This is a genomic window from Bordetella muralis (assembly GCF_965139205.1).
GTDB lineage: Bacteria > Pseudomonadota > Gammaproteobacteria > Burkholderiales > Burkholderiaceae_B > Bordetella_A > Bordetella_A muralis.
This window is the reverse complement of the sequence record NZ_CBCSIU010000006.1, coordinates 65363-83748: the sequence shown is the minus strand read 5'-3', so window position 1 is coordinate 83748 and position 18386 is coordinate 65363. Positions and strand designations below refer to the sequence as shown.

The following is an 18386-nucleotide window of genomic DNA, read 5'->3' as shown; positions in this document are numbered from 1 at the left end:
TTATTTACATTAACAAATACCGCCCGCCCGACCTCGACGGCAGCGCCCTTGGCCAAGGCGCTTCAAAAGGCTAGGTTTCTGCCGACGAAGCCTGTTGCTTTTGCTCAGCCATCACGCGCAGAGCAATCGTCGCCGCTTTGCCGACATGCTCGGCACATAGTTTCGATGCCCGTTCGGCATCACGGCTGCGAATGGCGCCGATGATCTCCTTTAACTCCTTGACCGTATGAGGCAGCCGCCCGGGCTGACTCATCGAAAACCGGCGCAGCGAATTGATGCGGTTATTCAGTCCCGTCAGCATTTCTTGCACGATGGGGTTGCCACAAGCCTTGAGCAACACACGATAAAACTCATTTTTGGCTTGGACCAAGGCTTTCTGATCGGCATTTCCCTGACAAGCGGCCACGCGTTGCAAACTGACCTCCAATGCAGCGATGTCCTCCTCCGACGCATGCTGCGCGCAACCTGCGCCAGCCAATGCCTCCAGGGCCTGGCGCACAGCATAAATAGAGGTAGCTTCTTCCAGCGTGATCTCTGCCACGGCGGGCCCGCGATGCGGCACGATGGTGATCAGCGCTTCGGCTTCTAGTTTCTGCAAGGCCTCGCGCATCAGAGAACGGCTGACATCGAATAGCTCGCACAACTCACGTTCAACCAGTTTCTGGCCCGGCAGAAACGTGCCATCGATAATGGCGTTACGCATGCTATCGATGACCTGTTTCTTCAGCGAGACTTCGGCACGTTCGAATTGAATACTCATGGCCTCATTATTGACCGCTATCGCCGGACCCCTCAGTCGTCTTTCATGGCAGAGCCACATCGCAGCGCTGCGCAACGAACTTGGCGAGCTCGGTATGATCGGCCCCCTTTCCTAGCGACTCAGCGGCGGCGCGCCACGTTTTCAGACAAAGCTGCGAGAACTCGGCCGTATGGTTTTCATCCAATCCCAGAGCGATGCCTAGGTCTTTCACCATCAGCTCCAGCCCAAAACCGGCATTGTACTTTCCCGACAAAACGAACTGCTTGAATTTCTTTTGCGTGGAATTGTTCATTCCGGTCGAGGCATTCAGTATATCCACCATGACTTCGGTATCCAGGCCAAACCGTTTGCCCATCAGGATTGCCTCGATTCCGATCAAGAAACCGCCTGCCGACACCAGGTTGTTGAGCGCCTTCATCGCGTGCGCGCTACCCACGTCTCCCGTGCGCACGACGCTGGAACCCATGGCGCGCAGTACCGGTTCGACGATGGACAGGCTCGCATCTGTCCCGCCGAACATGATCGATAGATCGCCGGTATTCGCGCGGCTGACACCACCCGATACCGGCGCATCGACCAATTCGGCCCCGCGGGCCTGCGCCGCCTGAGCCAAAGCCCGCGTCGCAGTTGGCACGCCCGAGCTCATCTCAACGATGATGGCGCCCGGCTGCACCGCAGAAAACACTCCGTCGGGACCGTTGAGCACTTGCTCCACAATCGCGCTGGTCGGCAACATCGTAATGATGATAGACGCGCGTTTGGCCACATCGGTAGGTGTTGCCGCAGCACTGACGCGATCATTTTGCGCCAGCGTCGCGACAGCTTGCGCGTTGGTGTCATAAGCGGCAAGAGAATATCCAGCCTGCAACAGGCATTGAGCCATCGGCTTTCCCATGCTGCCCAAGCCAATAAATCCGATTGTCGGTGTCGTCATGTCTTGTCTCGATATCGTTCTATGGATTGATAGGAATATTCGCGTCGTGGATCAATTTACCAAAGCGGTCCAGGTCTTTGCTCGTCAAGCGTTCCATTTCGGCGGGACCGCGGCGCTGGCCCTGCGGCGCCAACGCGCCCAATGAATCCAGTGAGTCCTTCACCTTTGGATCGTCCAGCGCATAATTCAGGGCACTGACGAGCTTGTCCACCCGATCCTTGGGCGTATCTTTCGGCGCAGCCAAGGCGTTCCACACGGCGATATCGAACTCCGGCACGCCGCCCTCTGCAAACGTCGGTGTGTCAGGCATTTGGGGAACCCGCTCTGGACTGGCAACCGCCAACGGCACCACACGCCCGCCCTTGCTGGCCGGAATCATGGCGACCGTCTGATCGATCAGCATGTCGACCGTGCCTGCCATCAGATCGACCAACGCCGGCCCAGTGCCGCGATAGGGAACCATCTGGGCTTTCGTCTTCGTCAGATAGAGAAAATATTCCGCGCCGATGTGCGCCGTACTGCCTGGGCCGCCATTGCCCAGATTCACGCTGGGCTTCGATTGGTCGCGCAACCTTTTAAGCAAATCCGGCAGGTTCTTGATGCCGCTGGCCGCGCTGACCGATAGCACCATCGGCACCTCTGCAACCAGGCCTATGGGCTCCATTTCCGTTTTGGGATCGAATTTCATGCTGCGATACAGGGTCGGCGCAATCGCAAACGAACCCATATTGCTGAACATGATCGTGTAGCCATCGTTGGCCGAGCGCAAGAACTTTTGTACCCCTGGAACGCTGCCGACACCGCCCAGGTTTTCAACGATGACGGTCGTGCCGAGATCCTTGCCCATGGCCTCGGCAACGATGCGCGCCAGCGCGTCGGTAGAGCCTCCCGGCGCATAAGGCACGACCATGGTGATCGGTTTCTCCGGATAAGCCGCATGTGCCGCACTCGCGAGAACGGCCAGGGTCGCCGCCAGCATGGGGCGAAGAAATTTACGCATGAGTGTCTCCCTCCACCTTGTCTCAGGCGGATGTCAGTCCAACATTGAAAATGAACGACCAGATGTGAACGGCCCCGTCCTGCGCTGCATATTGCGCTGCCTATGCGCAGGCGTGGTCCGTCAGTGTTGTTCTGTTGTCATCCCTGGTCGCAGGCGCGGGATAGGCCTATTTCTCGGTTCCGGCAGCTTGTGCCTCGCGATACTCCTTGATCGCTTCAGAGGCGATCCGGAACGAATCCATTCCCGCCGGAATGCCGCCATAAATCGCCACGTGAGTCAGCGCGCCGCGGATCTCCGACTCTTTCAAGCCGTTGCGCAAGGCGCCTTTGACATGCAGCGACAACTCATGCGGACGGTTCAGCACGCTGATCATGGCGAGGTTCACCAAACTGCGTTCACGGCGTGTCAGGTCATCGTTGGCCCAGCACAGTCCCCAGCACGCCGTCGTCGTGATTTCCTGAGCGATACGATTGAAATCGGTCGCATTGGCGATCGACTTGTCCACGTGTTCGGCACCCAGCACTTCGCGCCGGACTTTCAAGCCTTTTTCGTACAGTTCATTGTTCATAGTCTTCCTTGACAGTGTAAAAAGCGTTAAAAAAAGAGCCGCCAGAAACGCGGCAAAGCATGCCTGCAGTGTCAGACCTCACCCGCGGTGAGGGTCACGATCAGGCCGGTATTTCCTGGGCATCTGCATGCCCGCGAAGCGTGATGCCAGCCCATTGCTCCATGACTCGGGCGACGTCCGAAATATCGGCGTCCTCGCCAAAGGTCGCCGTGGTGATCGCCAACATCTCGCGAATCGCGACGCTGACAGGCATGGGAATGCCCATGGACGCGGCCTCTTCAATGCACAGCGTCACATCTTTGTGAGACAGCTTGTTGGCGAATCCCACCTGAAAACGGCGGGTCAGCACCTCGTTGGGGATCTTGTGCGTGGTCGCTGTATTACGGCCACTGCTGGCGTTGATGATCTCCAGCGCGACGGCCGGATCGACGCCTGCCTTGGTGGCCATGGAAAGCGCTTCGGACGAGGCCACCAACGCCGCCGCTGACAACATGTTGTTGGCCAGTTTCGCGGCTTGCGCCAGACCCGGCGCCTCACCGGCGTAAAGCACTTTGCCCAGTGCCTGGAATATCGGTTCGACCTGAAGACGAACGCTCGTCGCGCACGACACCATCAAGGTCAACGTCCCTGCCGCGGCGCCAGTGACGCCGCCGCTGACCGGGGCTTCGATCCACTCGATACCGCGCTCGCTGACGATCTCCTGCGCACGTCGGGCAGCACGTATGCCTATCGTCGACAAGTCGATCACTCGGCGGACCTTTGCGCCTTGCCGTAACTCCAGCAGGACGGTTTCCACAATCGCAGGCGTCGGCAGGCTCAGACATATCGTCTCGACTTGATCCGCCAACGCTCGGACGCTATCTGCCAAGACAGCGCCGCTGTCTGTCGCAGCACGCCGGGCCGGTACGGACGCGTCGAAGGCATACACCGCATATCCGGCTTTCAGCAGGTTTCGCGCCATAGGCAGACCCATGCGCCCCAACCCGACAAAGCCGATTTCCTGGTTCTCCACGACCGTCTCCTTTTATCTGATTGTATGACAATACGTCAATCCTACGGAAATGACGCAAGCGAGCACATCAGTAATAACCCTGAGCGTGGGCATCGGCTTAAGCGGCCAGCTTGCACACCCTCTCGGGAAATCCCCTACGCGCGGAGCCTTGATGACACACACAAATCTATAGGACACTTCGTGTCATTAAGGAATCATTTTTAACTACAATCAACGTCAGGGAAAATCATGCGTGTATCCAGGCTTCTTATCTCCGCCCTTTTTGCGGTCAGCTGCAGCACCGTCGCGGCGCAATCCTATCCGGAGCGTGCCGTGCGGCTCATTGTGCCCTTTGGTGCGGGCGGCATCACCGATATCGTGGCGCGCCAGGTGGGCAAGGAATTGGGAGACGCCCTGGGACAGAGTGTGATCATTGAAAACCGCCCTGGCGCTGGCGGCGTGATCGGCGCGCAGCTCGCGGCCACATCCGCCCCGGACGGCTACACCCTGTTCCTGGGTACGGTCGGCACGCAGATCGTGAATCCGCTCGCTCGCGACAAAATCTCCTATGACCCGAACCGCGACTTTCAGCCCGTTGGCTTGGTATCGAGCTCACCGTTTATGCTCGCCGTCCATCCCAGCGTCCAGGCTCAGGATTTTGCGCAGTTTGTGACGTATGCCAAAGCGCATCCCGGTCAGCTGAATTTCGGCTCTGCCGGCAACGCCAGCTCACCGCACCTGGGTCTGGAGCTGCTCAAGCTCACGTCCGGCGTCGATATCACGCATGTGCCGTTCAAGAGCGGCATCGAAGCTGTCAACGCAGCAATGGGCGGTCAAGTCGACGTCGTCATGGACGCCATACCTGTCATCATGCCGCAGGTCCAGGCCGGCAAACTCAGAGCACTGGTGCTGGCAAATCCCAGCCCCCTGCCCTCGGCCCCTGGTGTGCCTACCAGCGCAGACGTGCATGTTCCCCAACTGCAAATCAGTTCCTGGAATGGGCTGTATGTCCCGGCCGGCACCCCGGCGCCGATTGTCGCTACGTTAAATACCGCCCTGCAAAAGGCCCTGTCCTCGCCCGCTTTGAGCGAGCGGTTGGCCTCGCAAGGGACGCAGATGTACAAAGGAACCAACGAAGAATATCAACAGTTCATGACCGCCGAAAAAGCGAAATGGACCGACATCATCCAACGGGCCCATATTCGATTGGACTGACGGCCGTACCGAGCTTGACGTTCCTTCACATGGCACACGTCACCGTGCGCATCAGGAATGACGGATCACGCTGCATGACATACCAGTCATAACGCATAACGCAAAACACCACACGAAAGGAAGCACCATGGCAGACACCATGCACCTGTCCAAACAAGAACTGGTCGAGAAAGCGCAGGCCGAAATGCGCCGTCAATTCGCCGACTCGCAGTGGACAAAGCGCGAACGCCTCGCGCTGACCTGCCGCATCTTGTTTGATGGCGGCCATGATTCGGGACTGGCCGGACAAATCACCGCACGCGCGGAAACGCCGGGCAGCTACTACACCCAGCGCCTGGGACTGGGCTTTGACGAAATCACAGCCAGCAATCTACTGCAGGTCGACGAAGACCTGCAGGTACAGGACGGCGACGGCATGCCGAACCCGGCCAACCGTTTTCATTCGTGGATCTATCGCGCCCGGCCCGACGTGCAGTGCATTATTCATACGCATCCGTTGCACGTCGCTTCGCTGTCGATGCTGGAGGTCCCGCTCGAGGTTTCGCACATGGACAACTGCACGCTGTATGGCGATGTCGCGTTTCTGGAAAAATGGCCCGGCGTGCCCGTTGGAAACGAAGAAGGCGAAATCATCTCGGCAGCCCTGGGCGACAAGCGCGCCATCCTGCTATCCCATCACGGCATGTTGGTCGCCGCGACCACGATCGAGGAAGCCTGCGTGCTGTCGCTGCAGTTCGAGCGTGCGGCCCGCATGCAATTGCTGGCAATGGGCGCCGGCACGATCCGGCCCATCCCGCCGGAGCTCGGCACGGAGGCGCACGATTGGATCTTGACGCCGAAACGGTCACAGATCGGCTTCGCGTATTATGCACGTCGAGCCCTGCGCACCCATACTGACGTGCTGACCTGATCCGAATTGCCTATGCAAGACCTGCCACACCGACTTCGCGCCCTGCGCCGCCAACAAGACCTGTCGCTGGAGCAACTGGCCCAGCGTACGGGCCTGACCAAGAGCTACCTATCCAAGCTGGAGCGCGGCCTGAGCGAGCCCTCCATTTCCACGGTGCTCCGCCTGGCGCAGGCCTACGATATCGGTGTGTCGCAGCTGGTCGGCGCGGACATGGATGCACAAGAAGAAACCACCAGCATCGTGCGCGTGGCAGACCGCGAGCCCCTGGTGCGCGATGGCACCCATGTCGGCTACCACTACCAGTCCATGGCCGGCCGGCGCAAGATCCGCACGATGGAGCCCTTTGTCGTGCGCCCACCGCGCAAGTTTCCCGCAGATAAAGCCGTGTTCCCGCACCCTGGCGAGGAGTTCATGCTAGTCCTCAAAGGCTCAGTCGAGGTCCACGTCGGCGAACGGCAGTTTCGGCTGGATTGCGGCGACTCGGTGTATTTCGATTCGGAACTTCCCCATCGCATGCGCACGGTCAGCCGGGAAATCGCCGAAGTGCTGGTCGTCGCAGCGCGTTGATCGCAGCGCTGCGCTGACCAGCAGCCCTCGCGAGGCGAGTGTTGCATCCGCCACAGAAACAAGACCGAATGCATTGCCATTGTCAAGCGTGGGCTGATATCATTGGTACTTGGGCGTTTACCGTCCATCATTCCGTACCCCGCTTTCTTCCACCATTTCACTCACCACCAGGGAGGCGTCTGATGTCCATCGTTCGCAATGCTTTCCCCAGCGTGGACCCGCGACACCTTTAAGTCGTCGCTGGCGCTGGGCCGCCCGCCAAGCTCTTTTCGCTTGTAAGTCCGCGTTCTGCGCACTTGCGGCAGCCTATCGCCCATCCCAGACATTTTGCTCGGCCTATCCGCCTTTACGGACGCGCGGCAATGTCTCTTTCTATTGTTCTTGTTGAAAGCCCCGGCATTCGTCACGATACCGGGCAATAAAAAATGGCTCGAAGAAAAATTGATTTTCGCGGACAAGCGTTCAAAGACGTTTTAGGTTTTACGTTTCGGCATTGGCGCGAACAGCCCTGGCGCGCTCTGCTGATCATTCTGTTGGTGCTGCTTTCGGCCACGGCAGATGTGTTGACGCCCATGTTTGCCGGACGGCTGGTCGACGCAGTGGCGGCGGGCATCTCCAGCGGCCCCGGCGCTTGGGATATGGCGACGACCGCTTTCTGGGCGCTGGCGGCGTTGGCGCTAGGCAGCACGATCTTTCTGCAACTGGTGTACTTCAACATCATCAAGCTCACGCTGAACATGATGACCGCGATCGCCTCGCGCGCATTTCATCGTGTGCAGCGGCTGTCTACGGATTGGCATGCCAATAGCTTCGCCGGCTCGACGGTGCGCAAGATCACGCGCGGGATGTGGGCGCTGGACTTGCTCAACGATACCTTGTTGATTGCGTTGTTGCCATCGATAGGCATGCTGGTGGGTGCGACCATTCTGCTGGGTGTGCAATGGCCCATCATGGGGCTGGTGGTCGGTGTGGGATCGCTGGTGTACATCTCGGTGACGACCGCCTTGTCATTGGGTTTTGTTGCGCCTGCCGCACGTCTGGGCAATGCCTGGGATACGCGGCTGGGCGGCGCCTTGGCCGATGCCGTGACCTGTAATGCCGTCGTCAAGGCCTTCGGCGCGGAATCGCGCGAAGAAGTCCGGCTGGAACGTATCCTGGGCAAATGGCGCCACCGCACCCGGCGGGGCTGGGTGCGCGGCACGCTCAACGGTGGCGTACAAGGCCTCATGCTCGCTGCCATGCAAGCCGCCATTCTGGGCTCTGCCCTGCTGCTCTGGGCCAAAGGGCAAGCCAGCGTCGGCGACATCACCTTTGCTTTGACGATGTTCTTTATCCTGCAGGGCTATCTGCGCGATATCGGCATGCACATCCGCAACCTGCAACGCTCGGTCAACGATATGGAAGAGCTCGTCTCGCTGCACGCACAGCCTCTCGGTGTGAGTGACAAACCCGATGCGCGTCCTATCGCGATCCAGGCAGGCGAGATCCGTTTTGAGAACGTCACGTTCCGATATGGCGCGCACCCTGTCGCGTTGTACGACGATTTCTCGGTGCGCATCAAGCCGGGCGAACGGGTGGGTCTGGTGGGTCATTCGGGCTCTGGCAAGACAACGTTCATCAAGCTGATCCAACGGCTCTATGACATTAACAGTGGCCGCATCACCATTGACGGCCAGGATATTGCTGACGTGCAGCAGGCCTCGTTGCGCAGCCAGATCGCCATCGTGCAACAAGAACCCGTGCTGTTTCACCGCACACTGGCTGAAAACATTGCCTATGCCCGGCCCGACGCTACGCGCGCAGAGATCGAACAAGCCGCGCGTCAGGCCAGTGCCCACGATTTCATCACCGCATTGCCCAAAGGCTATGAAACCATGGTGGGCGAACGCGGCGTCAAGCTCTCTGGCGGCGAACGCCAACGGGTCGCCCTTGCACGCGCGTTCCTGGCCAATGCGCCTATCCTGATATTGGACGAAGCGACATCGAGCCTGGACAGTGAAAGCGAAGCCTTGATCCAGCAGGCCATGGAACGCCTGATGGCCGGACGCACGACGCTGGTGGTCGCACACCGGCTGTCTACGATACGTACCATGGACCGTTTGCTGGTCATGGACAAAGGCCGCATCGTCGAGGAAGGCAATCATCAGGCACTGATGCAACGCGAGGGCGGCCTGTATCGCCGGTTGCTCGAGCGCCAGGCCCTGGAATTGACCAAAGGCCTGACCTTGCCCGATGGCGCACAGCAACGCCGCCCGCTTATGGCATTGGACACGGAGGACGATGCCATACTGACCGAAAGCTGACAATTTTTCGGCGCACGCGGGGCCACGCCCCGCCCTACTGTCGCTCAGTTCTGCTCGTTATATCGTCCTCGTTATATCGATCCCATCAGGACGTTGTATTGCTGTCATAAGAGGGGCGCTACAATTAAGCGTTTTTCGGCCGCGGGCCATGGCGCCCCCCTGCCTTTTCATTTCCCAAGAATCACTCCATGACCTCCTCTGTTTCCGGGCCGCGTTCGCCCGGCCTAGTGCTGTTTGCGCTCGCTATCGGCGCATTTGCTATTGGCACTACCGAATTCGCCACCATGAGCCTCCTGCCGTATTTTGCGCCCGCGCTCGGTATTGACGCGCCAACGGCGGGCCACGTCATCAGCGCGTATGCGCTGGGGGTAGTGGTAGGCGCACCGTTGATCACCGTGGCGGCAGCCCGGCTGCCTCGACGCGCACTGCTGCTGTTGTTGATGGGCAGCTTCGCGCTGTTCAACGGGCTGTGCGCCTTTGCACCCACCTATGAATGGATGATGGTGCTGCGCTTTCTGAGCGGTTTGCCGCATGGCGCCTACTTTGGCATTGCGTCGCTGGTCGCCGTGTCGCTGGTGCCGGAGAACCGCCGCACCCAGGCAGTCGGCCGCATGTTTCTGGGTCTGACGGTTGCCACGATTATTGGTGTTCCCATGGCCAACTGGCTGGGACACGTCGTGGGCTGGCGTTGGGGATTCGCCTTGGTGGCCGCGACCGGTCTGCTCACCGTATTGCTCGTTGCCTTGTTTGCGCCAGCCACGCCCGCCGACCCCAAGGCCAGTCCGCTGCGCGAGTTGAGCGCATTGCGCCATGCTCAGGTCTGGATGACGCTCGGCATAGGCGCAATCGGCTTTGGCGGCTTGTTTGCCGTCTATACCTATCTCGCCGATATTCTGCTGGAGGTGACTCACGTCTCGCCCGATACCGTTCCATTGGTACTGGGGGTATTTGGCATCGGCATGACAGCAGGTAATCTCATCATTCCCAAATTTGCTGATCGTGCGTTGATGCCGACCGCTGGCGGGCTGTTGGTATTCAGCGCAGTCTCGTTGGTGTTGTTTACGTTCAGCATCGACAGCATCTGGACAATCACGCCCGCCGTCTTCCTGGTCGGTGTCGGCGGCGCACTGGGTACGGTATTGCAGACGCGCCTGATGGATGTGGCAGAACACGCGCAGGGCCTGGCTGCGGCGCTGAACCATTCGGCGTTCAACACGGCCAATGCACTGGGACCGCTGTTGGGTGGACTGGCGTTGTCTCAGGGCTACGGCTGGCACGCACCAGGCTGGGTCGGCGCCCTGCTCGCCTTGGGCGGCTTTTTACTGTGGCTGATTTCGGTCTCGATGGATCGACAACGCGACACGCTGCAGCAGGCAACGTAAAGCAATGCAAATCCTGGGCTGGAATCTCGAAAAAAAACGATCCCAGCCTAGGCAAAACCCGCTGCATTCCCTATGATCGTGAAGCGCTGCGGGGCAAGGTCCCGCCACGTATCGTTTCGCTCATCGCTTTCAACCCAAGGAGTCCATCATGGCAGGTTGGTTTGAACTAAAAAAAGCAAGCAACGGGCAATTCCACTTTTCCCTGAAAGCCGGCAACGGGGAAATCATCCTGACCAGCGAGATGTACGAGACCAAGGCCTCGGCCTCGAACGGCATCTCCTCGGTACAAAAGAACAGCGGTGACAGCGCCCGATACAAGTCGGCCACATCATCGAACGGTAAGTTCTATTTCTCGTTGCGGGCTGCCAATAATCAGGTCATCGCCAACAGCCAGATGTATGGCAGCGAGGCGGCTCGCGATGGCGGTATCGAATCCGTCAAGCAAAATGGGTCGACGGCGGATATCCGCGATAACAGTTGACGTTATTCGCGTCACGTGGCGGTACGCGATAGACGACGCGTACCGGCTGCCGCGAGGCAGTATGCAAGAAACAGGCCTCCCTCGGGAGGCCTGTTTCTTTATAGGAAAGACTTGCTTTGGTCCAGTACCTGATCGCACGCCTTACGGGTGATTTCTTCTTTCAGGCCACCGCCGCTGCTCAGATCGAGCGACGCTCCGTTACTGGTAGTCAACACGCCCGACGACCCTTTGGAGTATCCCGCATCGGACGAGGCTTTTGCGGATCCGCCGAGTTTACCCATCAACTGGTCCTTTACTGACGAGGCGTCATTGCCGCTCAAGTAGTTGTTTTTGATGCAAAACTCGAGCACGCCCGCCGCATTGCCCGCCGTGCCGGAGCTCGCCGAGCCGCCGCTGATGGCAGACAGGACCGACGAGCTATTTCCGCCGCCGCTGCCGCCCAAGGCGCCGCCCAGCCCTTGTGTGATGCCGCCGGAGGACGATCCGGTCTGCGCCGCCGCCTCCCCGCCCACCTGTCCCTTGACGGCATCCAGCAACTGCGCATTCGCGCCTGTTGCGAAAAGTGGCGCGGCGATCAGGGCGGCTATGCCGATGACATGACGATGATTCAGTTTCATTGCATCACTCCAGTCTGAGAAAACCGAATTCATCCTAGCGGCGGCATGTGACGCGAAACAAGAAAAACAAAGCAAAGACGGCAGGCCGAATGCGACAAAGTATGAATAACCGAGGCGGTTCTCCAGGAGTGCCGTAACACCTCGATCCGTCTTGTCACTGCCCGGACATGGGCTCGCTATCGAACACAACTGGCCTGCAAGGCCTGCACATCCGGTTCAAGGCCGATACCCGGCGCCTGCCCCAAATGGGCCAGACCATTATCCAGTTTGAGCAAAGGCTCGCTGAGCAGCGTACGCAAAGGATTGTCGTTCGCGTCGATTTCCAGCAAGCCGCCATGGTGAATACCATCGACCGCCGCCAACAGATGAGCCGATGCCATCAGGCCTATGCCTGCCCCCAAGTAATGCGGGCAATATCGCAGGCCGGCAGCCCGCACCGCTTCAATGACAGGCAAGCAGCCAGAAATACCGCCCCATTTGGCCAGATCGGGCTGAACGATTTGCAGGAATCCGGCGTCAATTCCCGCCTGGAACATGCTCAGCCCCAGGTAATTCTCGCCCGCTGCCAGGGGAATCGCAGAGTGGCGAGCCAGCGCTTGCCATTCGGCGAACGGCCGATCGGCACGCAGGGGCTCCTCGAGCCAGGCGAGGTTGAACTCGGCCATGGCCGCCATCATGGTGGCAGCTGTAGGCGCGTCCCAGCCTTGATTCGCATCCGTCATCAACGGCATATCCATGCCGATCACATCGCGGGCATCGCGCAGATTCTGGAGATCGCGCTCCTGGCCAAATCCGAGTTTGAGCTTGAAAGCGCGGTAACCCTCGTCGTATTTCTTGCGCACCATGCTGGCCGGATCATCGGGATTGATGCCACTCGCGTAGACCTGGACCTGATCGTGCGTGCCCCCCAGAAAGGCCCATAACGGCTGACCAGCGCGGCGAGCGCACAAGTCCCACAGCGCGAGATCGATGCCGGCGATGGCCTGCGCCATGGGACCAGGTTCACCGGATTGCAAGGCCAGGACTTCCGTTGCCGCTGTCAGATGCGCAAAGGCGGCTGCGGGATCTTTGTATTCGCGATCCAGCAGCAAAGGCTGCAGTACCGTCTCGACCAGCAATGCCCGATGCTCGGCTCCGCACGAAGGGAAATTGCACCAGACCTCGCCCCAACCGTGCGCGCCATCGCGATTCTCTATGCGCACAAAGACCGCGGGACGGCTATACATCGTACCGAACGAGGTACGCACGGGGTTTTCCAGGGGATAGCGCAACACATGCACGCTGAGTTTGGTGGGATGGATACTGCGGTCGTTATTCGTCATGGCTCTGGAACAATCAGGGAATCAAGTTCATTTCAACGTGGATGAAATCCCCGCGGTAGGAGACCTCGCTCAGATAAATCACGCGCCCGTCTGCGTCCACAAAGACGCGGCGCACTTCGGCAATGGGCGTATTCACTGCCACCTGCAAGTGCTGGGCAACCTCGGTGTCGGCCGTGCCGATGGTCAACGCCTGCCGCGCCTGGGCGATCGTGATGCTGGGCATGGAGACCAGCAGCGGAATCACGGTTTCATTGCGAAAGCGCTCCGGATGCTGGCGAAAGACATCTTCGGCCAGATAAATATTGATCACGCAATACGGCTGATCCAGGCGTTCGTGGACACGGCGCATAAAGACATAGCGCTCAGCCGCCGTGCCGTCCTGCGGCGTGACCGGTGCGCGATGAATGGACTCGTCGATCGTCACGATCTTGGGCTTGGTGTCCCGGTACATATTGGCCAGTTCAGCCAAAGTGGTTTGCACCCGCAGCCAGCGGTCATTGGGCGGCAGGCCCGTTACGAATGTCCCTCGCCCCTGTTGGGGGGACACCAATCCCTCGCGGGTCAGGACATCCATCGCCTGACGAACGGTCACCCTGGCCACCCCGAACTCGGCAACGAGCTCCTCCAGGGACGGTACTTTTTGTCCCTGTTCCCACACACCGCGGCCGATGCGCTGCCGCATCAGGTCTGCCAGTTGGAGATAGCGAGGAATAGGGCTGTCGTGAAAGTTGATAGCCATAAACAAATAGCCATATGTTGTTTGCTGAACGTATGGTCTACAGTACGATTTGACCTATAAAAGGTCAAGCGCCTTCGCTTTGATTTACGGAGGAGACATCTTGCGCAATCGTTCCGTAGTGCAACGCGTGGCGTTGATCGCCGCCCCGTGGTTGCTCATCGTATTGGCGTGGTATGCAGTGCGAGCCAGCGGCCTGGTCAGCCCTGCCCTGGTCCCCAGCCCGCACGAGGTGCTGGCGAAATTCCTGGAGCTGATGCAAACCCGGCTGCCTCACGACATCTTGATGTCCACTCAGCGCGTGTTGGTCGGCGTGGTGTTGGGGATTGTCTTGGCCGTGCCCGTCGGATTCGTACTGGGCTGGTATCAATCGATACGCAGCTTTGTCGATCCGGTCATCAACTTTTTCCGCGCCCTGCCGCCGATTGCGTTGATTCCGCTGGTGATCGTGTATTTTGGGATAGGCGAGTCCGCCAAGATCGCGATCCTGTTTTATGCGTCGTTCTTTGCCGGCGTCATCGTCATGTACGAAGGCATTGCGCAGATCAATCCCATATTCGTGCGTGTGTCGCGGACACTAGGCGCGAGCGACGGTGAGATCTTCCGCAAGGTCATCGTGCCGCTCACGATTCCCCATATGTTGACCGCGCTGCGTGTGGCGCTGGGGGTGGCCTGGGCGACGCTGGTAGCCTCGGAGCTGATCGCCGCGCAGCAGGGATTGGGCGCCTTGATTCAAGACGCGTCCTCGTTCTTTCAGCTCGATATCATTTACGTCGGCATCATCTGCATTGGCCTCATCGCGCTGATCATGGATTTGATTCTGCGCGCGCTGGCGCGCCGTCTGGTGGCATGGCAGGAGCGGATTGCATGACATCGAATACCCCTGTACGCCTGCAGTTTTCCGATGTATCCGTGGACTATCCGACGGCGCATGGACCCATGCGGGTACTCGACGGCATCAATCTCGATATCCGCCAAGGCGAATTTGTTTCGATCATCGGTCCCTCGGGCTGCGGTAAGACCACGATGATGAATATGGTGGCGGGGTTTTTGCAGCCTACCCAGGGCACAGTCCAGCTGGATGGAAAGCCCGTCACCGGCCCGGGGCCGGACCGGGGCGTGATTTTTCAGGAATACGGCGTCTTTCCCTGGCTCACCGTGAAGGAAAACATCGCGTTCGGCCTGACGCTGCGCGCCAATCAAGTCAGCCGCGCCGAACGCGACGAGATCTGTCAGCGCTACATGTCGCTGATGGGGCTGGCCGATTTTGCCAACCATCATCCCAAGCATTTGTCCGGCGGCATGCGTCAGCGCCTGGCCCTGGCGCGCGCCTACGCGGTCAAACCGCAATTTCTGCTGATGGACGAGCCTTTCGGCGCGCTGGATGCGCAGACGCGTAGCGCGATGCAGGACTTGCTGCTGCAAGTCCTGCTGGCCGAAAACAAAACCGTCATGCTGATCACGCACTCTGTCGAGGAAGCCATCTACCTGTCATCGCGCATTGTGGTGGTCACGGCGAGGCCGGCGCGGATCCGTACGGTGATCGACGTGCCATTTGCTTATCCGCGTGCGGAGAATTTGCATGAAGACCCGCGCTTTGGTGAGTTGCGGTCGCATATCCGCAGCCTGGTCATGGAGGAATACGCCCGGCAGGCTAGCCAGGCGGTGCGTCTGTCTGAGTGATCCTCGCGCGCGTGTCTCACGCCGCATTGTTCCCGTTTTTCTTGATCTGTTATGTCGTCGTTTCGCCTGCTAAAAGGAGCCTCCACATGAATCCGCAGCGCAGAACCTTATTGAAAACCGGCACCCTCGCGGCCGCCATGTCAGGCCTAGGCATGCCATTATTGGCACGTGCCGCGCAGTCCGTGCGCGTAGGCTATCTACATACGCCCGCCGTGGACGGCCAGATCTGGACGGGCCTGGAAACCGGCGCCTTTTCCGAGCAAGGCCTGGATTTGCAGATGATCAAGTTCACTACCGGACTTGAATTGTTCCAGGCCATGATCGGAGGCAGTCTCGATGTATTGTCCACCGGCGCCGTAGTATCCAATTTCCCGGCACGCGGCCAAGGCAAAGTCTTTTTGCTGAACAATGTGGAATATGCGACCGCGCAACTCTGGGTCCGGGCCGACTCCGGCATCAAGAGCGCCGCCGATCTCAAGGGCAAGAAAATCTCGACCACGGCCGGCACCACTGCACACGTGTTCCTGAATCGGGTACTGCAAGGCGCCAATCTGCAAGAAGGCAAGGACGTGCAGATCGTGAATCAACGCATGACCGAAGCCGTCACGTCCTTTATTTCGGGCGCCGTACCGGCCGTGGCGTTATGGGTGCCGTTTGATGTGACCGTCAAACAAAAATCCGAGGGTGCACGCATGCTGGTCGATGCCTCGGCCTTTTATCCCGAGGCCGCCATCGTCGGCGGCTGGGCGGCGCGCAATGACTTCTACGATAAAAATCCGCAATTGATCCAGTCGCTGATCAAGGGCTGGGTCAAGGCCAATGACCACCTGCTTTCGCACACGGACGAGGCCATTGCAGCATTACAGAAGAAACAGTATCCCGAAGTCCCGCTGGCCGACCTCAAGAATCAATTCAAAGCGTCGAAGTATTTCACCTCCAGCGAATGGCGGGCCAAGTACGCCGACGGCACCGTCACGAAATGGCTGCAGCAGGTCACGGACTTTTTCGTCAAGACCGCCAATATTTCCAACCCGGTGCCTGCCAGTACCTATTTCGATCCCAAGCCCTATCTAGACATCGTGAAAGCCTAACCTCGCAGCAACGCGCCATGTCCCAAACCTACGACTACATCATTGTGGGAGCCGGCTCCGCCGGCTGTGTGCTGGCCAATCGCCTGAGTGCAGATCCGGCCTGCCGGGTATTGCTGCTGGAGGCTGGCGGCGCAAACACGGGATTCTGGTTGAAGCTGCCCGTGGGATATTTCCGGTCTATCTATGACCCGCGCTATTCGTGGCAATTTGACGTGGAGCCTCAACCCGAAACGGGCAATCGCTCTATCGTCTGGCCGCGCGGCCGGGTGCTGGGAGGCTCGAGCTCAATCAACGGACTGATTTATATCCGCGGCCAACACGCGGACTACGATGATTGGGCGCGTCTGGGCGCGACAGGTTGGAGCTATCGGGATGTCTTGCCCATTTTCAAGCAATCCGAGTGCTACGCGGGCGGCGCGAGCGAGTATCACGGTGATCAGGGCGAACTGCATGTCTCGGACCTGCGCAATGATCATCCGCTGTGCTCGGCCTGGCTGCGGGCGGGCGCCGAAGCGGGCTTGCCCGCCAGTCCTGACTTTAATGGCGCACAGGATAGCGGCCTGGGCAGCTACCAGCTGACACTGCGAGGACACTGGCGCGACAGCGCAGCCACGGCTTTTTTGCGTCCGGTGCGGGCACGTCGAAACCTCACGGTCTTAACCGATGCCCATGTCACGCGATTGCTGATAGAGCGTGGCACCTGCCACGGCGTCACCTGGCTGCAGCGCGGCCAGGTCATGCGCGCTCATGCAGCAGGCGAAGTGATAGTGGCCGCAGGCGCGCTGCAGTCGCCTCATCTGCTGCAGTTATCCGGCATCGGCCCTGCCCGCCTGCTGCAAAAGCACCAGATTCCGGTCCATGTCGACGCGCCGGAGGTCGGCTGCAATTTGCAGGATCACTATCAGGCACGCGTCATCGTCAAGGTTAAAAACAAACTCTCGCTCAATGACGACGTGCGCAATCCGTTCAAGCTCGCCAACATGGGCGCGAAGTGGCTGTTCAACAAAGCGGGTCCGTTGACGGTCGGTGCAGGCCAGGTGGGAGGCATGGTGCGTACCGAGCATGCACGTGATGGCCGGGCCGATATTCTGTTCAACGTCATGCCGCTATCGGTAGACAAGCCTGGTGATCCGTTGCATGGATTTTCTGGTTTTTCCGCATCGGCCACACAATGCCGGCCCGATTCTCGCGGTACGGTCGAGATCCGCTCGGCCGATCCCTTCGACCCGCCGCGTATCGTGTCCAACTATCTGACAGAACCGCACGACATCAAAGTCCTGGTCGCAGGGTTGCGCATGCTGCGCGACATCTATCATCAACCCACTTTCCGCGAATTCACCACTGGCGAGGAATACATGCCAGGCAGTGGATTACAAAAAGAGCAGGATCTGGCGCAGTTCGCGCGCGAACGCGGGGGAACTGTATTCCACGTCTCGGGGACCTGCCGTATGGGCAGCGATGACCAAGCAGTCGTCGATCCGACGCTACGTGTACAGGGCGTGGACAGGTTGCGCGTCATTGACGCGTCAGTGATGCCGGCCATGGTGTCGGCCAATACCAATGCGGCCGCGATTTTGATCGGGGAAAAAGGCGCTCAACTGATCCGCGGCTCTGCCGGGCATCAGTGAAGCCCTGCCCAATGGTGCTGCCCTGACCTGTATTTGGCTCACGCCAAAGCGCTGCCCCTCGAGGAGCGTTTCCCACGCCTTTCGTCCCACCATTTGATTCAATTCCTGTATGGATCGATGTTTTTTCTGACTGAATCAGAAAAGAACCCTCAGGCCGGCCACGATCTTTCCCTATACTAGAACGTTTATACGGACTCC

General features: G+C 59.3%; 18 protein-coding genes. 10 read left to right on the top strand and 8 right to left on the bottom strand.

The genetic code is table 11. The annotated features are described in order from the left end of the window. Positions 1–70 precede the first annotated feature (70 nt). The 5 genes from ACNA0I_RS11350 to ACNA0I_RS11330 all read right to left on the bottom strand — a co-directional run bounded on the left by ACNA0I_RS11350 (position 71) and on the right by ACNA0I_RS11330 (position 4274). On the bottom strand, positions 71–760 hold the full coding sequence (locus tag ACNA0I_RS11350) for a GntR family transcriptional regulator (protein ID WP_415806111.1): 690 nt from the start codon (positions 758–760) through the stop codon (positions 71–73). A gap of 43 nt (positions 761–803) precedes the next feature. Further along, complete coding sequence (locus tag ACNA0I_RS11345) at positions 804–1709, bottom strand: NAD(P)-dependent oxidoreductase (protein WP_415806263.1); 906 nt, start codon at positions 1707–1709, stop codon at positions 804–806. Positions 1710–1713: 4 nt separating this feature from the next. After that, positions 1714–2694 carry a Bug family tripartite tricarboxylate transporter substrate binding protein gene (locus ACNA0I_RS11340; RefSeq protein ID WP_415806110.1) on the bottom strand — a complete coding sequence of 327 codons (981 nt, stop codon included), beginning with the start codon at positions 2692–2694 and terminating at the stop codon, positions 1714–1716. 166 nt (positions 2695–2860) lie between these two features. Then, positions 2861–3262 (bottom strand): carboxymuconolactone decarboxylase family protein, encoded by a 402-nt coding sequence (locus ACNA0I_RS11335; RefSeq protein WP_094820814.1) that lies wholly within the window; start codon positions 3260–3262, stop codon positions 2861–2863. 100 nt (positions 3263–3362) lie between these two features. After that, the gene (locus tag ACNA0I_RS11330) at positions 3363–4274 is read right to left on the bottom strand and encodes an NAD(P)-dependent oxidoreductase (protein WP_415806109.1); all 912 of its coding nucleotides are present in this window, start codon (positions 4272–4274) and stop codon (positions 3363–3365) included. 228 nt (positions 4275–4502) lie between these two features. Here ACNA0I_RS11330 and ACNA0I_RS11325 point away from each other — a divergent pair, with 228 nt between their 5' ends. From ACNA0I_RS11325 to ACNA0I_RS11300, 6 genes are all read left to right on the top strand, one after another. After that, positions 4503–5468 (top strand): Bug family tripartite tricarboxylate transporter substrate binding protein, encoded by a 966-nt coding sequence (locus ACNA0I_RS11325; protein WP_415806108.1) that lies wholly within the window; start codon positions 4503–4505, stop codon positions 5466–5468. Positions 5469–5595: 127 nt separating this feature from the next. Continuing rightward, positions 5596–6378, top strand: coding sequence for an aldolase (locus ACNA0I_RS11320; protein ID WP_415806107.1), 783 nt, complete (start codon positions 5596–5598; stop codon positions 6376–6378). Positions 6379–6390: 12 nt separating this feature from the next. Then, entirely contained in the window at positions 6391–6945 is a 555-nt protein-coding gene (locus ACNA0I_RS11315; protein ID WP_094820811.1) for a helix-turn-helix domain-containing protein, read from the top strand. A gap of 425 nt (positions 6946–7370) precedes the next feature. Next, positions 7371–9248: an ABC transporter ATP-binding protein gene (locus tag ACNA0I_RS11310; RefSeq protein ID WP_415806106.1), complete on the top strand. Its 1878-nt coding sequence runs from the start codon at positions 7371–7373 to the stop codon at positions 9246–9248. Between the two features lie 188 nt (positions 9249–9436). After that, positions 9437–10630: an MFS transporter gene (locus tag ACNA0I_RS11305; protein ID WP_415806105.1), complete on the top strand. Its 1194-nt coding sequence runs from the start codon at positions 9437–9439 to the stop codon at positions 10628–10630. A gap of 148 nt (positions 10631–10778) precedes the next feature. Next, the gene (locus ACNA0I_RS11300; RefSeq protein WP_415806104.1) at positions 10779–11111 is read left to right on the top strand and encodes a YegP family protein; all 333 of its coding nucleotides are present in this window, start codon (positions 10779–10781) and stop codon (positions 11109–11111) included. Positions 11112–11209: 98 nt separating this feature from the next. Here ACNA0I_RS11300 and ACNA0I_RS11295 read toward each other — a convergent pair whose 3' ends face one another. From ACNA0I_RS11295 to ACNA0I_RS11285, 3 genes are all read right to left on the bottom strand, one after another. Next, positions 11210–11728, bottom strand: coding sequence for a DUF2501 domain-containing protein (locus tag ACNA0I_RS11295; protein WP_415806103.1), 519 nt, complete (start codon positions 11726–11728; stop codon positions 11210–11212). 176 nt (positions 11729–11904) lie between these two features. Beyond that, positions 11905–13050, bottom strand: coding sequence for a mandelate racemase/muconate lactonizing enzyme family protein (locus ACNA0I_RS11290; RefSeq protein WP_415806102.1), 1146 nt, complete (start codon positions 13048–13050; stop codon positions 11905–11907). Positions 13051–13063: 13 nt separating this feature from the next. After that, the gene (locus tag ACNA0I_RS11285; RefSeq protein ID WP_415806101.1) at positions 13064–13789 is read right to left on the bottom strand and encodes a GntR family transcriptional regulator; all 726 of its coding nucleotides are present in this window, start codon (positions 13787–13789) and stop codon (positions 13064–13066) included. 100 nt (positions 13790–13889) lie between these two features. Here ACNA0I_RS11285 and ACNA0I_RS11280 point away from each other — a divergent pair, with 100 nt between their 5' ends. The 4 genes from ACNA0I_RS11280 to ACNA0I_RS11265 all read left to right on the top strand — a co-directional run bounded on the left by ACNA0I_RS11280 (position 13890) and on the right by ACNA0I_RS11265 (position 18188). Then, positions 13890–14657, top strand: coding sequence for an ABC transporter permease (locus tag ACNA0I_RS11280; protein ID WP_094820804.1), 768 nt, complete (start codon positions 13890–13892; stop codon positions 14655–14657). Beyond that, positions 14654–15469 (top strand): ABC transporter ATP-binding protein, encoded by an 816-nt coding sequence (locus tag ACNA0I_RS11275; RefSeq protein WP_415806100.1) that lies wholly within the window; start codon positions 14654–14656, stop codon positions 15467–15469. Before ACNA0I_RS11280 ends, ACNA0I_RS11275 begins: the two co-directional genes overlap by 4 nt. A gap of 86 nt (positions 15470–15555) precedes the next feature. After that, the gene (locus tag ACNA0I_RS11270; protein ID WP_415806099.1) at positions 15556–16560 is read left to right on the top strand and encodes an ABC transporter substrate-binding protein; all 1005 of its coding nucleotides are present in this window, start codon (positions 15556–15558) and stop codon (positions 16558–16560) included. Between the two features lie 17 nt (positions 16561–16577). Next, entirely contained in the window at positions 16578–18188 is a 1611-nt protein-coding gene (locus ACNA0I_RS11265) for a GMC family oxidoreductase (RefSeq protein WP_415806098.1), read from the top strand. Positions 18189–18386: the final 198 nt, after the last annotated feature.